At 69.8% G+C, this 14,897-nt stretch carries 13 protein-coding genes; 7 read left to right on the top strand and 6 right to left on the bottom strand.

Annotated features, from left to right (window positions below):
• Positions 1 to 189: 189 nt before the first annotated feature.
• Positions 190 to 3,819, bottom strand: a complete 3,630-nt coding sequence (gene mfd / locus C2868_RS03270; RefSeq protein ID WP_100811490.1) for a transcription-repair coupling factor — start codon at positions 3,817 to 3,819, stop codon at positions 190 to 192.
• 59 nt (positions 3,820 to 3,878) lie between these two features.
• Between mfd and C2868_RS17635 the strand changes: the two genes are divergently transcribed.
• Positions 3,879 to 4,601 (top strand): hypothetical protein, encoded by a 723-nt coding sequence (locus C2868_RS17635; RefSeq protein WP_100811491.1) that lies wholly within the window; start codon positions 3,879 to 3,881, stop codon positions 4,599 to 4,601.
• Between the two features lie 233 nt (positions 4,602 to 4,834).
• Here C2868_RS17635 and pth read toward each other — a convergent pair whose 3' ends face one another.
• Entirely contained in the window at positions 4,835 to 5,419 is a 585-nt protein-coding gene (gene pth, locus C2868_RS03260) for an aminoacyl-tRNA hydrolase (RefSeq protein WP_100811673.1), read from the bottom strand.
• 93 nt (positions 5,420 to 5,512) lie between these two features.
• Positions 5,513 to 6,154 (bottom strand): 50S ribosomal protein L25/general stress protein Ctc, encoded by a 642-nt coding sequence (locus tag C2868_RS03255; protein WP_100811492.1) that lies wholly within the window; start codon positions 6,152 to 6,154, stop codon positions 5,513 to 5,515.
• 246 nt (positions 6,155 to 6,400) lie between these two features.
• On the opposite strand from C2868_RS03255, the gene C2868_RS17630 reads away from it, so the two are divergent.
• Positions 6,401 to 6,526 (top strand): hypothetical protein, encoded by a 126-nt coding sequence (locus C2868_RS17630; RefSeq protein WP_258034389.1) that lies wholly within the window; start codon positions 6,401 to 6,403, stop codon positions 6,524 to 6,526.
• Between the two features lie 332 nt (positions 6,527 to 6,858).
• Positions 6,859 to 8,286 (top strand): NADP-dependent phosphogluconate dehydrogenase, encoded by a 1,428-nt coding sequence (gene gndA, locus C2868_RS03250; protein WP_258034408.1) that lies wholly within the window; start codon positions 6,859 to 6,861, stop codon positions 8,284 to 8,286.
• 13 nt (positions 8,287 to 8,299) lie between these two features.
• Here the strand turns inward: gndA and C2868_RS03245 are convergent, their stop codons facing one another.
• Entirely contained in the window at positions 8,300 to 8,650 is a 351-nt protein-coding gene (locus tag C2868_RS03245) for a hypothetical protein (RefSeq protein WP_100811494.1), read from the bottom strand.
• Positions 8,651 to 8,764: 114 nt separating this feature from the next.
• Between C2868_RS03245 and C2868_RS03240 the strand changes: the two genes are divergently transcribed.
• Positions 8,765 to 9,028, top strand: coding sequence for a helix-turn-helix domain-containing protein (locus tag C2868_RS03240; RefSeq protein ID WP_100811495.1), 264 nt, complete (start codon positions 8,765 to 8,767; stop codon positions 9,026 to 9,028).
• A gap of 37 nt (positions 9,029 to 9,065) precedes the next feature.
• On the top strand, positions 9,066 to 10,052 hold the full coding sequence (locus C2868_RS03235; protein WP_100811496.1) for an SDR family oxidoreductase: 987 nt from the start codon (positions 9,066 to 9,068) through the stop codon (positions 10,050 to 10,052).
• A 137-nt stretch (positions 10,053 to 10,189) separates the two neighbouring features.
• Here the strand turns inward: C2868_RS03235 and C2868_RS03230 are convergent, their stop codons facing one another.
• Positions 10,190 to 10,915 carry an ABC transporter ATP-binding protein gene (locus C2868_RS03230; protein WP_100811674.1) on the bottom strand — a complete coding sequence of 242 codons (726 nt, stop codon included), beginning with the start codon at positions 10,913 to 10,915 and terminating at the stop codon, positions 10,190 to 10,192.
• Positions 10,916 to 10,945: 30 nt separating this feature from the next.
• A complete protein-coding gene (locus tag C2868_RS03225) occupies positions 10,946 to 12,400 on the bottom strand; it encodes an ABC transporter permease (protein WP_100811497.1) in 1,455 nt (484 codons plus the stop codon).
• Between the two features lie 168 nt (positions 12,401 to 12,568).
• Here C2868_RS03225 and C2868_RS03220 point away from each other — a divergent pair, with 168 nt between their 5' ends.
• Entirely contained in the window at positions 12,569 to 13,297 is a 729-nt protein-coding gene (locus C2868_RS03220) for a response regulator transcription factor (protein WP_100811498.1), read from the top strand.
• Positions 13,294 to 14,829: a cell wall metabolism sensor histidine kinase WalK gene (locus tag C2868_RS03215; protein ID WP_232711260.1), complete on the top strand. Its 1,536-nt coding sequence runs from the start codon at positions 13,294 to 13,296 to the stop codon at positions 14,827 to 14,829. The genes C2868_RS03220 and C2868_RS03215 overlap by 4 nt, the downstream gene beginning before the upstream one ends.
• Positions 14,830 to 14,897: the final 68 nt, after the last annotated feature.

Here is a 14,897-nt window from a genome sequence, read left to right as displayed (position 1 = left end):
CCACCCGGGGCGTCACAATACCGTTGGGGCGCGGGACATCACGCCCCAACGGGCCTCGAACGCCCCAAAAGTCAGGCAACGAAGGCACGAGCGCGCCTACGAGAGCACAGGGCGGGGTACGGCGGGTCTGACCCGCGGGGCCGGGCGGGCCGGGGCGGGGGGTCGGGGGGCGGACCCGGCCGCGGCAGATCACGCGGATGTCGCGGGCGCGGACTCCTGTGCCCCACCCGCGGCGGCGGCCTCGGGTGTCGGCTCGGGGAACAGCGCGGTCAGCAGCTGCCCCGTCCACGCGATCAGTTCGTCGTCGGGGAGCGCGTCGTTGCCGGATCGCGGCATCGGCACCACGAGCGCCTCACCGCCCGACATGAGCTTCGCCCCGGGGTACAGCCGCTGCATCCGGACCCGCAGCGAGTCCGGCAGGTGTGCCGGCGCGACCCGCAGGTTCGGACCCATCGCGACGACGTCCGTGAGGCCCGACCGCGCGGCGCGGCGACGCAGCCGAGCGACCGCGACGATGCCGGCGACCTCGGCGGGCGGCTCGCCGTACCGGTCGCGCAACTCTTCCACCACGAGGTCGATCGCATCGGGTGCCGCCGTCGCCGTCGCCGCGGACGAGAGCTTCTGGTACGCCTCGAGCCGCAGCCGCTCACTGTCGATGTAGGACTCCGGGATGCGTGCGCGGACGGGCAGCTCGAGGCGCAACTCGGTCGGGCCCTCGACATCGTCGCCGCGGAACGTCGCAACGGCCTCACCGATCATCCGCAGGTACAGGTCGAAGCCGACGCCCGCGATATGTCCCGCCTGCTCGGCGCCGAGCAGGTTGCCCGCGCCACGCAGTTCGAGGTCTTTCAGCGCCACCTGCATGCCCGAGCCGAGGTCGTTGTTGACCGCGATCGTCTCGAGGCGGTCGGCCGCCGTCTCGGACAGCGGCTTCATGTCGTCGTAGAGGAAGTACGCATACGCCCGCTCGCGCGCACGGCCGACGCGACCGCGCAGCTGGTGCAGCTGCGACAGGCCGTACTTGTCGGCCCGATCGATGACGATCGTGTTGGCGTTGGAGATGTCGAGCCCGGTCTCGATGATGGTCGTGCACACGAGCACGTCGAACTTGCGCTCCCAGAAGTCGTCGACGACCTGCTCGAGGGCGTGCTCGCCGAGCTGCCCGTGAGCGACCGCGATGCGCGCCTCCGGCACGAGTTCGGACAGGTGCGCCGCCACCCGCTGGATCGACGAAACGCGGTTGTGGACGTAGAAGATCTGTCCCTCGCGCAGGAGTTCCCGGCGGATCGCGGCCGCGATCTGCTTGTCGTTGCGCGGTCCGACGTACGACAGGATCGGATGCCTGTCTTCGGGCGGCGTCGCGAGCGTCGACATCTCACGGATGCCCGTCACCGCCATCTCGAGTGTGCGCGGGATCGGCGTGGCGCTCATCGCCAGGATGTCGACGTTGGTCTTCAGCTTCTTCAGGGCGTCCTTGTGCTCGACCCCGAAGCGCTGCTCCTCGTCGATGATGAGCAGCCCGACATCCTTGAACGACACCTTCTCGGTCAGGATGCGGTGGGTTCCGATCACCATGTCGATCGAGCCGTCCTCGAGCCCCGCGACGATCTCGCGCGCCTCTTTGTCGGTCTGGAACCGCGACAGCGCCCGCACGCGCACGGGGAAGCCGGCGAAGCGTTCGGTGAAGGTCTCGAGGTGCTGCTTGACGAGCAGGGTCGTCGGCACGAGCATCGCCACCTGCTTGCCGTCCTGGATCGCCTTGAACGCGGCGCGCACGGCGACCTCGGTCTTGCCGAAGCCGACGTCCCCCGAGAGCAGCCGGTCCATTGGGATCGGGCGCTCCATGTCGGCCTTGACCTCGTCGATCGTCTGCAGCTGGTCGGGGGTCTCGGCGAACGGGAAGGCCTCTTCGAGTTCGCGCTGCCAGGGGGTGTCTGGGCTGAACGCGTACCCCTTGGCAGACATGCGCGCGGAGTACAGCTTGACGAGCTCGACCGCGATGTCGCGGACGGCCTTGCGGGCCTTGCCCTTCGCTGCCGCCCAGTCGCTCCCGCCCATCTTCGACAGGGTCGGGGCCTCTCCCCCGACGTACTTCGACAGCAGATCGAGCTGATCGGTGGGGACGAAGAGCTTGTCGCCCGGGAAGCCGCGCTTGCTCGGGGCGTACTCGACCACGAGGTACTCGCGCTTGGTCTTGACCGGGTTGCGCCCGCCGGACGAGACCTCGCGTTGCACCAGCTCGACGAACCGGCCTATGCCGTGCGTGGAATGGACCACGAAGTCACCGGCCTTGAGCTGCAGGGGATCGACGACGTTCCGCCGACGCGACGCCAGCTTCTTGACGACGCGCGAGTCGGCGCTGATCGTGCGGCCGTAGAAGTCCGACTCCGTCAGCACCGCGAGCTTGGCGTCGGCGAACGAGAAGCCCGCCTCGATCGGCGCCTTCACGAGAAGGGCGACACCTGGCTCGGGGGGCTCGGCGACATCTTCGACGACCCGAGCCGCGAAGCCGCGCTCCGACAGCACGTCGCGGGCGCGGTCGACCAGACCGGAACCCGCTGCCGCGACCACGACACCCCAGCCATCCGCCAACAGGTCCCCGACATAGGCCGTGGCCCCGTCGATATTGCCGTGGAACGACGGGATGCTCGCTCCCGAGAAGCGGATGGCGGAGGACTCCCCCGCGTCGAGCACACCCTCGGCGGCCGCGTCCACGGCGCCGGAATCGAACGCGCTCAGCGTCCACCACACGCCCCCGCGGTCCGCCGAGGCCTCGCGCAGCCCCGGCAGCGTCAAGAAGTCGCCCTTGCCGAGGTCGATCGGGGTGTCGGCGCCCGCGGTCGCGGCGCTCCAGGCTGCCTCGAGGAACTCGCGGTTCGTGTCCTGCAGCGTGATGGCGCGCGCGACGGCGCGCTCGGGGTCGACGAGCGCCACGGCGGTGCCCGCCGGGAGATAGTCGACGAGGGGCACGATGCCGTCGGCGAGCACGGGCGTCAGCGACTCCATACCTTCGACGGCGATGCCCTCCGACATCCTCTCCAGCATTCCCGCGAGCCCCGGCAGCTCGCCCTGGAGCGCCTTCGCCCGCGCGCGCACCTCGGCCGTCAGCAACAGCTCACGGCTCGGCGGCAGCGCGATCGACTCGATCGCGCCCGGCAGCGACCGCTGGTCGGCGACCGCGAACGCCCGGATCTGATCGACCTCGTCACCGAAGAACTCGACGCGGCAGGGGTGGTCGGCGATGGCGGGGAAGACGTCCAGGATGCCTCCGCGCAGCGCGAACTCGCCGCGGCGCGAGACCATGTCTACGCGGGTATACGCGAGCTCGACGAGGCGCTCCGCCAGGGATGTCAGGTCGTGTCCGCGTGTGCCCACCGCGAGCTCGACGGGACGAACGTTCTCGAGACCGGACGCGATCGGCTGGAGCGCGGCGCGAACCGACGCCGTCACGACAAGGGGTCGCGATCCGTCCCACTCCGCGACCCGGCGCAGCACCTCGAGGCGCGCGCCGACCGTCTCGGGGCTCGGGCTCAGGCGCTCGTGCGGCAGGGTCTCCCACGCCGGGAACGAGAGCACCAGGGCGTCGGGCAGGTAGGCCGCGAGCGAGGGGCCGAGCTGATCGGCGCGTCGCCCGGTCGGCGTGATCGCGAGCAGCGCCGGCGGACGCCCCGAGGCCGCGCGCCGCTCGACGAGGGCCGCCAGAACGGGCGCGACGAGCCCCTCGATCAGGGAGAGCTCGGCGTCGCGGGAGGCCTCATCGAGTCCCTCACGGAACGCTTCTGAGCGCGCCAAGGCGCGCGTAATTCCGTGAATTGACACACGACCAGTCTACGAGGCACCACCGACACCGCGGGCTTCCGCGACCCTAGGATGAGGGCATGAGCGACCAGACGCCGCCCACGGATGCGCCCACCGCGGGCGGCTACCCACCTCCGCCTTCACCGCCGGTTCCGCCTGTCGCTCCCCCGGTTTCGTCCGACCCGAACCCTCAGCACGCGACTCCGCCCTATCCGTACCCCAGCGCGGCGCAGTACCCCGGCGCGCAGCAGTACCCCAGCGCACCGCAGTACCCCAGCGCGGCGCAGTACCCCGGCGCACCCGCCTATCCGAGTGCGCCCGCCGGGTACTACCCCGGCACGTATCCGCAGGGGTATGCCGCGGGGCCGTCCCCGGCGGCAGCACCGGCGAAGCAGCCGGGCGGCCTCGGCTTGACGGCCCTTCTGCTCGCCCTGGCCGCCGCCGTCGTCGCGCCGATCGTGGGTGCCGTCGCGGCATTCCAGGTCGGCAACGGCAGCTGGAGCTGGTCCCGCATGGAGACCATGCCCAGCAGCGCGTGGGCGGATCTGTCGTTCCTCTCCCCCGTCCGCGAGTGGGTGCTGCTCGGCGAAATCGCGTTCTGGGCCGGCACCGCGCTCGGAATCTGGGCGATCGTGCAGGGCATCGTCGCGATCGTGAAGCGTCGCGGGCGCGGCACGGGCATCGCGGCGGTCGCGGTCGCCGTCGTCGCCCTGTTCATCTTCCTGACGGTCGTCTACGGAGCAGGCATCGCGGGCATCGCCACGGGCCCGAGCATGACGTCGGGTTCCGGCATCGGCGCCTGACCCCCGGAAGCTCACCGCTCGGGGCGCCAGAATCTCGTTGGGGCGCGGGCTGCCACGCCCCAACGGGCGTCCGACGCCCCGGGCCAGAGAGGGACGGCGCCGCGCGCCGGAAAGGGCCGACGCCCCGGGCCAGAGAGGGACGGCGCCGCGCGCCGGAAAGGGACGACGCCCCGGGCCGGAAAGGGCCGACGCCCCGGGCCAGAAAGGGGACGGCGCCGCGCGCCGCAAGACGGCTACTCCCGTGGGGCGTGGAAGCGCTGCTGCGCGGCGAGCAGGCCCTCGCCGACGACGAGTTCGACCGCATCCGCCGCATCACCGATCAGCAGGGGCAGCTGCGCCCGTTCGGTCGTGCCGAACGGATCGAGGACCCAGTCCGCGGCATCCTGACGCCCCGGCGGGCGCCCGATCCCCACGCGAACGCGCGTGAACTCCGGCGTATCCAGCGCCTTCGCGACATCGCGAACACCGTTATGACCTCCGTGCCCGCCGCCGATCTTGAGCTTTATCGTGTCGAACGGGATGTCGAGCTCATCGTGAACGACGATGATCCGCTCGGGATCGATCCCGAAGAATGCCGCGAGTCCCGAGACGGGTCCGCCCGAGACATTCATGAACGAGTTCGGCTTCGCCAGCACGAGCTTCGGCCGACCCGGCGCGAGCCACGTCTCCGCCACACGTGCGTTCGCACGGTGGGACCTGAATGTGGCACCTCGCCGGCGCGCGAGCTCGTCGACGACCATCTGCCCGACGTTGTGGCGGGTGCTCTCATAGCGCGGCCCGGGGTTGCCGAGCCCCACCACCAACCAGGCGTCAGCCACGTCCACTCCCTCACTCGTCGGATTCGCTCCACGCACGGAGCCCGCCCCCACCGTATCGGCGAGAACGGGCTCCGGTTGCGCAGTGCGCGGTGCTTACTCGGCGGACTCTTCCGTGGCCTCTTCGGCCTGCTCGGCCGCAACGGCGGCGTCGGCCTCGGCGATCTCTTCCTCGGCCGCGAGGGTCGAGGCGGGGACCGAGATCGCGACGATCAGCATCTCGGGGGTGCCAGCGAGCGTAGCGCCACGGGGCAGCTTCAGATCGGCGGCCGTGATGTGCGTGCCATCCTCGAGTCCCTCGACGTCGACCTCGATCGACTGCGGGATGTGGGTGGCCTCGACCTCGAGCGACACGGTGTTGTTGTCGAGGTTGACGATCGTTCCGGGGAAGGGCTCACCGACGACATTGATGGGCACGTCGACCTGGATCTTCTCGCCCTTCTTCACGACGAGCAGGTCGATGTGCTCGATGATCTGGTGCACGGGATCCTTCTGGACGTCCTTGACGAGCGCCAGCTGCTGGGTGCCTTCGACATCGAGCTCGAGCACCGCGTTGGCGCGCCGCAGCAGCAGCGCGACCTGGTGGCCCGGAAGCGCGACGTGGACGGGGTCTTCGCCGTGACCGTAGATGACGGCCGGGATCTTGCCCGCGGCGCGCAGGCGACGGGCGAAGCCCTTACCGAAGCTGGTGCGAAGCGCGGCGTGGACCTTCGTGTCGTCCTTTTTGTCTTCCGACATGATGATTCTCCTTGTGGGCACACGACGGATGCGTCGCGTAGGTCTGGGGTTCTCGACTCAAACGCCTACGCGGGAGGAGTGCCACCGGGGCCCACATCGCCACGTCGATCACGGATGCCTCGCTCAGCCGGACGGCCGCACGACGACATCCCTCGCCGAGGGTGAACACCATCCTACCGGAGTTGCCTGTAGCGTGAATACACCTGGCCCGACCACCCACGGCCCGAACCATCACCGGAGCAGATCATGATCGACGGCGTCCTTCTCTCTCACGTCCTCCTCTGGTCGATCGGAGCGCTCACCGTCATCGGCGCCGTCCTGACGGCCGGTGCGTTCTGGTCCATGGGCCGCTCCGGCTACCGCAAGGACTGACCCCGACCGCGCGGCCGAGTGCGCCGGACTCCGGCGAGGCCGCGGGATGTCGGCGAGCCCGTCGAACATCGACGGTCGGAGAGCGGATGAATCGACGACAACGGGCACTCTCGCCGGTCGACCGGCGCGATAGCCTGGAACCCTCCCCTCTTGTAACGCAAGGAGCGCGCGTGTCGCAGAACGATCCGTCCCCGCAGGTCAACACCTCGACCGACCGGGAGGACTCCCCCGGTTCGGCGCCGGAGCACGAGGGCGCCCCTCGACCCGAAGACGTCACGCGCGAGACATCCACCCCCACGGGCCCGGGTGAGGGCGGCGCAGCGGTCGCGAACATCGGCGTCGTCGGCCTCGCCGTCATGGGATCGAACCTCGCCCGCAACCTCGCCCGCCGCGAGGGCAACACGGTCGCGATCTACAACCGCAGCCACGACAAGACCGAACACCTGGCGGCGACGCACCCCGAGGCGGGCTTCGTCCCGACCTTCGACTACTCCGGGTTCGCCGCATCTCTCCAGAAGCCGCGCGCCGCGCTCATCATGGTCAAGGCGGGCGGGCCGACGGATGCCGTGATCGATGAGCTGGTCAAGGTGTTCGAGCCGGGCGACATCATCATCGACGGCGGGAACTCGCTGTTCACCGACACGATCCGCCGCGAGCGCGCCGTGCGCGAGACGGGCATCAATTTCGTCGGCATGGGCGTTTCGGGTGGCGAGGAGGGTGCCCTCGAGGGTCCGTCCCTCATGCCCGGTGGTTCGGACGAGTCGTGGGTCACGCTCGGTCCGATCCTGCGCTCGATCGCCGCGGTCGCCGAGGGAGAGCCGTGCGTGACGCACATCGGCCACGACGGTGCGGGGCACTTCGTGAAGATGGTGCACAACGGCATCGAGTACGCCGACATGCAGCTCATCGCCGAGGCCTACGACCTGATCCGCCGCGGCACGGGCAAGTCCCCCGCCGAGATCGCCGACGTGTTCGCCGAGTGGAACACCGGCGAGCTCGAGTCCTACCTCATCGAGATCACCTCCGAGGTGCTGCGCCAGGTCGACCTCGACACCGGCAAACCGCTCGTCGACGTGATCCTCGACCAGGCCGGGGCCAAGGGCACCGGTGCGTGGACGGTTCAGACGGCCCTCGACCTCGGGGTCCCCGTCTCGGGCATCGCCGAGGCGACGTTCGCGCGCTCGCTGTCATCGCACCCCGAGCAGCGGTCGGTCGCCCGCGACCTGCCGGGTGCGGAAGAAGAACTCGAGCTCGAGGACGAGGACGCGTTCATCGAGGACGTACGCCTCGCGCTCTTCGCCTCGAAGATCGTGGCGTACTCGCAGGGCTTCGACGAGATCCGTGCGGGCGCCGCCGAGTACGACTGGCAGATCGACCTCGGTGCCGTCTCGAAGATCTGGCGTGCGGGATGCATCATCCGCGCGCAGTTCCTCAACCGGATCGCGGATGCCTACGCCGAGACTCCCGACCTGCCGGTCCTGCTCACGGCGCCGTACTTCGTCGACGCGCTCACCCGCGCCCAGGGCGCGTGGCGCCGGATCGTCTCCGCGGCCGCGACCGCGGGCATCCCCGCTCCCGCCTTCTCGTCCTCGCTGGCGTACTACGACGGACTGCGAGCGGAACGCCTGCCGGCCGCGCTCATCCAGGGTCAGCGCGACTTCTTCGGCGCGCACACCTACAAGCGCGTGGACAAGCCCGGCACGTTCCACACGCTGTGGTCGGGAGACCGCACCGAGGTCGAAGCGACCGACACGCACTGAGCCGGGCCGCCCTCTATTGAGCAAGGACTCCGAGGGCGAGGACCGAGAAGACGCCGACCGTCGTCCCGAGGACTCCGGCGGCGGCTGCGACGACGGCGAGAAGCGGCGTCGGTCGCAGCTGGCGTCGCGCGATCGCGATCGACACGCATCCCAGTACGAGACCGACGGGCGCGACGACGACGGATAGGACGAGCGCCAGGATCGTCAGGATGCTCGTCGAGCCCCAGTCGATCGTCCGATCCGGCGTCGTCGGAGCCGCATCATCCGGTTCGTCCTGCGTCCATCGCAGCCCGTTCCACCAGTGGAGCGTCCCGCGGCCGTCGAGATACCAACCGGGTGCCGCGGCTTTCTCGGGCGGCGACATGGCCTCCTCGCCACGGCGCCGACCGTTCGGCCGAGCGCTACGTATAAATAGCACATGCAGATGCTACTCATAAGTCTGTAGATACATAAGTAGCAACGGATCACCGTGGAAGGCGTGATCGGTGACCTTCAGACGACGATTGGTCACAATCTCCGACGCCATCGCGAGACCCTCGGCCTCTCTCAAGAGCAGTTCGCCGAACTCCTCGGAGTGCACCGCACGTATATGGGGGCGGTCGAGCGCGGCGAGCGCAACATGACCCTTCAGACGGTCGAGCGCCTCGCCGAGCAGTTGCACCTCGACGCGCTCTCCCTGATGGAGGCGCCGCTCACGCGCCCGGTGCACACGCCGCGCCGCGCCGGACGCCGCAGCGCCTGACTGTCATTCGGGAACTCGCCGGGGTAGCGTCGGGCACATGCGTGTGCTCTTCATCGGCGGAACCGGAACCATCAGCGCGGCCTGCGTACGTGCCGCGATCGACGCGGGACACGAGGTCAGCGTGCTCAACCGCGGCTCGGGACGACGTCCACTGCCGCCGGAGGTGCGCGAGATCGTGGGCGACATCCGCGACGAGGACGCCACGCGCGCGGCGCTCGGTGGCGCGTCTTTCGATGTCGTCGCGGACTTCCTGTCGTTCACTCCCGAGCATGTCGCGACGGCCCTGCGGCTGGTCGAGGGACGCACCGGGCAGTACATCTTCATCAGCTCCGCGTCGGCGTACGACAAACCGCCCCGGCACCTGCCCGTGACGGAGTCCACTCCCCTCCGCAACCCGTTCTGGAAGTACTCGCGCGACAAGATCGCCTGCGAGGACGTGCTCGTCGGCGCATACCGCGACCGGGGGCTGCCGGTGACGATCGTCCGCCCGTCGCACACCTACGATCACGCACTGTTGCCGACGATGGGCGCATGGACCGACATCGCCCGGATGCGCGCGGGCAGGCCCGTCGTGGTGCACGGCGACGGCACGAGTCTCTGGACACTGACCCACAGCGACGATTTCGCCGTCGCCTTCACGGGTCTGCTCGGCGCGCCCGAGGCGATCGGTGAGGCATACACGATCACCGGCGATCACGCACCGACGTGGGATCAGATCTACGGATGGCTCGCGCGGGCCGCGGGCGTCGCGGAACCGCGACTCGTGCACATCGCGTCCGAGACGATCGCGGCGTTCCGCCCCGATCTGGGCCCGGGGCTCGTCGGCGACAAGGCGCACTCCATGGTCTTCGACAACGCGAAGATCCGAGCCCTCGTGCCCGAATTCCGCACGACGGTGACGTTCGACGAGGGTGCGCGACGCATCCTGAACCACTACGACGCGAACCCCGGGTTGCAGATCGTCGACGCCGAGTTGGACGCCGCATTCGACCGCATGGTCGAGCACGCGGACTCGGCCGGCTAGGAGCACCGGTCCCGGCTGTACCCTCCCGCCGAAGTGGGACAAGCCCCACGACGATGTCCCACTTTCCCTCGCAAAGAGTTGCCTGTAGCGAGCGAAAGTGGGACACACGCCCCGAAAAGGGGGACATGGAGGGCGGGTCAGCGCGGGATGTCGCGCACAGCACCCTTTTCGAGCCGCAGCCGACGCTTCGCGCGGCGAGCGACCGCCGAGTCGTGCGTCACCACGATGAGCGTGAGCCCCGACTGGTGCAGCCCCTCGAGAAGGCGCAGGATCTCGTCCCGCATGCTCTCGTCGAGGTTGCCGGTCGGCTCGTCGGCGAGGAGCACGCGGGGACGCTTCACGATCGCCCGGGCGATCGCGACGCGCTGCTGCTGGCCTCCCGACAGCTCGCCGGGCCGGTGGTCACCCCGGTCGCCGAGGCCCACATGACCGAGCGCCTCGGTGACCCGACGCTCGCGCTCCGCACGATCCAGCCCGAGCGGCTCCAGCCCCATGTCGACGTTCTCGTGCGCCGTCAACGTCGGGAGCAGGTTGAACCCCTGGAACACGAACCCGATCTCGCGCGCCCGCAGCGCACCGAGCTCCGCGTTCGACGCGGACGCCATGTCCGTGTCGCCGAGCACGACCGACCCCTCGGTGGGGCGATCCAGTGCACCGAGCAGCTGCAGCAGCGTCGATTTGCCGCCACCCGTCGGTCCCTGGATCGTGATGAAGTCGCCCTGCTCGATCTCCAGGTCGACATCGTGCAGAGCCCGGACCTGCCGCCCCTTCTGCACGTACGTCTTGCCGACGCCGCTGAGCCGGTAGAGGACGGATGCCGGGGCATCCGGGTTGGGGTGCGCGCCAGTCTCGATCATGGTCATCGTCTTCTCTCCTGTCGTGTCCGTCATGGATCAGCCCACCGAGCGCAGGGCCTCGGCGGGGCTGAGCCGCGCCGCGCGCCAGCCGCCGAAGGCTCCGGCGATGAGGCCGCCGGCAACGGCGAGCCCGATGGCCGCGACGATCACCGCGGGGGTCAGGGGTGCGCTCAGGACGACGTCCGTCGCGGCCTGAGCCGCGGGAGGTCCCCCGAAGCCGCCCATGCCCCCGCCGCCCGGGCCGGTCTGCGTCGTGGCCTCGGTGGCTGTCGAGGTGGCCGTCGAGATGGTCGGCGAGACGATATTGATGGCCAGAACGCCCGCCAGCCCGAGAACGAGACCGACGACGCCGCCGATGAGTCCCTGAACGAACGACTCCCCGGCGACCTGGCCGACGACGCGTCCGTTCGACCATCCGATCGCCTTCAGCGTGCCGAACTCGCGGGTGCGCCGAGAGACGCCCGAGATCGTGAAGAGCACGGCGAGCAGGACGGCGACGGCGAGGACGATGACCGAGAGCCAGGTGCCGAGGTTGGTGATGAGCGAGCTCGCGCTGGACAACGATCCCGAGACGGACGAGGCCAGGTCGGCCTGCGAGCTGACGGTGGCGTCGGGCAGCGCCCCGGCGAGCTCCGCCTGTACCGTCGCGATCGCATCGGCCGAGTCGGCCTGCACGTACACGGTCGAGATGACGTCGCCGACGCCCGAGAGCGCCTGGGCGACATCGAGGGGCAGGTAGACGTTCGCGGCGGTGTCGGCCTCGTTCGACGTGGAGGCGACGACGCCGACGATCTGCATGGCGGTGCCGCCCACATCGATGGTGCCGCCGACCGCGAGCGCGTTGGCCGCCGCGTAGGTCGCGTCGACGAGGACCACGTTCTGTCCCACGTCGTCGGTGCCGAGAGCCCGACCGTCCTGGAGCGTCACGGCCGAGAGGGGGCCCACGGACACGGCTGAAGGATCGATGCCGAGCACCGTGAACGATTGGATGTCGAAGGCGCTGCCACCCGCGCCATCCGGCCCGCGCGCCGGCGGCTCGCCGCCCTCACCGGGCTGGCCCATCTGCGACATGTCGGGCATCTCCCCCGAAAAGGTGGTGTTGGTCAGGCTCAGCGCACCCGATGCGCCCGAGACACCGTCGAGGCTCGCGACCGTTGCGAGGGTCGAAGCGTCGAGCGTCCCGCGCACGCGATCGGCCATCAGGCGCGACTGGCTGAGCGAGGTGGTGCCGTCGGATGTCTCGCCCTCGCCATCCTCGAACTCGAACTGCGGTCCCCCGCCCGCGCCGGGCGCGGTCGTCGCGCCGGTGACCGTGAGATCGGTCCCCACCCCGTAGACCGACTCGAGCGCCTGGGCCTGGGCATCACGCACCCCCGCCGACAGCGAGTTGACGATGATGACGAGCGCGATCGCGACGCCGAGCCCGGCCGCCACGATGATCGTCTGCTTTCGACGGCCCGCGAGTTCGCGGCGTAGATAGGTCCCGTACATGTCTCTCCTCCTGTCCGGCCCGGCGACCGGAACGGGTTCGACGCTAGGGAGAGCGCTGATGCGCGCCTCAAGATCCGCTTATGCGTTTCTGATGTGCGGACACGCATTCACAGCGAACGCATATCCGGCTCCATAGCAAGCACATAGATTTCGGCCGACAATGGGCACATGACTTCCGCCGCTCCCGCCCTGCACCGCCCCGACGGCACCGCTCTGCGCATCGCCGTCGTCGACGACGAGCAGATGCTGACCGACCTGCTGTCGATGGCGCTGCGCATGGAGGGCTGGGAGGTCAAGACCGCGGCGAGCGGCTACGAAGCGCTGCAGCTCGTGCGCGACTTCGAACCCGACGCGCTCGTGCTCGACATCATGATGCCGGACCTCGACGGCATGGCCGTGCTGCACCGGCTGCGGCAGTCCGGCGACGACGTGCCCGTGCTGTTCCTCACCGCGAAGGACGCCGTGGCCGACCGGGTCGCCGGGCTCACGGCCGGCGGGGACGACTACGTCACCAAGCCCTTCAGCCTCGAAGAGGTCGTCGCGCGCCTGCGGGGCCTCATGCGCCGGGCCGGATCGGCGTTCGCGGACGAGGCCGAGCCGATCCTGCGCGTCGCCGACCTGTCACTCAATGAGGACAGCCACGAGGTCGAGCGCGCCGGCACCCAGATCGAGCTGACCGCGACCGAGTTCGAGTTGCTGCGCTTTCTCATGCGCAACCCGCGCCGCGTGGTCTCGAAGGCGCAGATCCTCGACCGCGTCTGGAACTACGACTTCGGCGGCCGATCGAGCGTCGTCGAGCTGTACATCTCGTACCTGCGCAAGAAGATCGACGCGGGACATCCGCCCCTCATCCACACCGTCCGCGGCGTCGGGTACATGATCAAGGCGCCCCAGTGACCACACCCGCGCCACCCGCGGTCGACTCTCCCGCGCCGACGGATGCTTCGAAATCCGCGCCCCCCGAGAGCCGCCGCCCGCGGACACCGTGGACGCTGCAGCGACGGCTGATCCTGACCGTCGTGAGCATCGTGTCGCTCATCCTGGTGCTCGTGTCGATCGTGACGAGCGCGGTGCTCGGGCGCGTGCTCGAGGGCAACGTCGACGACCGGTTGGCGACGCTCGGCACCAGTGCACTCTCGATGCCGCCGGGCTTTCCGGGCGCGAACGCCACCGCGTACCAGATCCTCGAGGCCGGACGGCAAGAGCCCGGGTTCCTCCTCGCGCTGCAGGGCGCCGACGGCATGACGACGGGTGCCGTCGTCGACGACGAGACGCTCGGGGTGAGCAGGCTCAACGCGGCGCAGGTCGAACGGATCATGGATGCCGCAACCGGGGGCATCTCGACGGTCAACGTCGGCGGCGGACTCGGCGACTATCGCATCATCACGGTCCGCAACAGCGCGACGAACGAGACCGTGGGCGCTTTCGGTCTGCCGCTCGAAGACGTCCAGCAGACGATCGCGAGCCTGCTGACGGCGATCGCCCTGCTGACGGCGGGCGGCTTGGTGCTGCTCGGCGTCGCGACCGCGTGGACGATCCGGCGCGGGCTCCGGCCGCTGCACGCCGTCGCCGACACGGCGTCGCGCGTCGCCCGCCAACCCCTCGACCAGGGTGCGGTCACGATCCTCGAGCGTGTTCCCGAGGCACAGGCCGACGACCGCACCGAGATCGGCCGGGTGGGTGCGGCACTCAATACGCTGCTCGATCACGTCGACGCATCCCTCGACGCCCGCCAACGCAACGAAGAGCGGATGCGCCGGTTCGTCGCCGACGCGAGCCACGAGTTGCGCACGCCCCTCGCCTCGATCCGCGGCTACTCCGAGCTGTCGCTGCGCGATCGCACCCTGAGCGAGACCAGCGAGCAGTCGCTGCAGCGCATCCAGGCACAGTCGCTCCGGATGACGGGGATCGTCGAGGACCTGCTGCTGCTCGCGCGCCTCGACGAGGGGCAGGAGCTCGTCTACGGCACATCCGACCTGTCTCGGTTGGTCGTCGAAGCCGTCGGCGACGCGCAGGTGGCGGCTCCCGACCATGCCTGGAGCATCGAGGTCGGCGACGAGCCCGTGCTGATCGCCGGGGATACCGCGCGACTGCACCAGGTCGTAGCCAACCTGCTCGCGAACGCCCGCACGCACACCCCCGCGGGAACACACGTCACGGCGAGCGTCGTGCGCGAGGGATCCGATGCCGTCGTGCGTGTGCACGACGATGGGCCCGGCATCGATCCGGCTCTGCAGGCCGAGCTGTTCGAGCGATTCTCGCGCGGCGACACCTCACGGGCCCGCCAGACCGGAGGGTCCGGGCTCGGCCTCTCGATCGTGCGGGCGATCGTCGAGGCGCACGACGGCACGATCACGATGCGGAGTGCGCCCGGCGACACCGAGTTCGAGGTCCGCCTCCCCGCGAAGCCGCGCGACCCCGAGGACTGAACGCGGGAACTCTTGCGACCGCCGGTTCGGTGAGAGAACTCTCATCCGCGAGCTCTGAAATGGGCCGC

It is taken from the genome of Microbacterium sp. CJ77, assembly GCF_002911615.1.
Classification (GTDB): Bacteria; Actinomycetota; Actinomycetes; order Actinomycetales; family Microbacteriaceae; genus Microbacterium.
The sequence above is the reverse complement of the archived record's forward strand: the minus strand, read 5'-3'. Positions and strand labels throughout refer to the sequence as shown.

What these genes read in the sequence shown, in the direction of transcription:
- C2868_RS03230 (WP_100811674.1), bottom strand. Translation starts at nt 10,915, where the DNA reads ATGACCATGATCGAGACTGGCGCGCACCCCAACCCGGATGCCCCGGCA.
- C2868_RS03220 (WP_100811498.1), top strand. Translation starts at nt 12,569, where the DNA reads ATGACTTCCGCCGCTCCCGCCCTGCACCGCCCCGACGGCACCGCTCTG.
- C2868_RS03235 (WP_100811496.1), top strand. Translation starts at nt 9,066, where the DNA reads ATGCGTGTGCTCTTCATCGGCGGAACCGGAACCATCAGCGCGGCCTGC.
- C2868_RS03255 (WP_100811492.1), bottom strand. Translation starts at nt 6,154, where the DNA reads ATGTCGGAAGACAAAAAGGACGACACGAAGGTCCACGCCGCGCTTCGC.
- C2868_RS03225 (WP_100811497.1), bottom strand. Translation starts at nt 12,400, where the DNA reads ATGTACGGGACCTATCTACGCCGCGAACTCGCGGGCCGTCGAAAGCAG.
- C2868_RS17630 (WP_258034389.1), top strand. Translation starts at nt 6,401, where the DNA reads ATGATCGACGGCGTCCTTCTCTCTCACGTCCTCCTCTGGTCGATCGGA.
- C2868_RS03245 (WP_100811494.1), bottom strand. Translation starts at nt 8,650, where the DNA reads ATGTCGCCGCCCGAGAAAGCCGCGGCACCCGGTTGGTATCTCGACGGC.
- C2868_RS17635 (WP_100811491.1), top strand. Translation starts at nt 3,879, where the DNA reads ATGAGCGACCAGACGCCGCCCACGGATGCGCCCACCGCGGGCGGCTAC.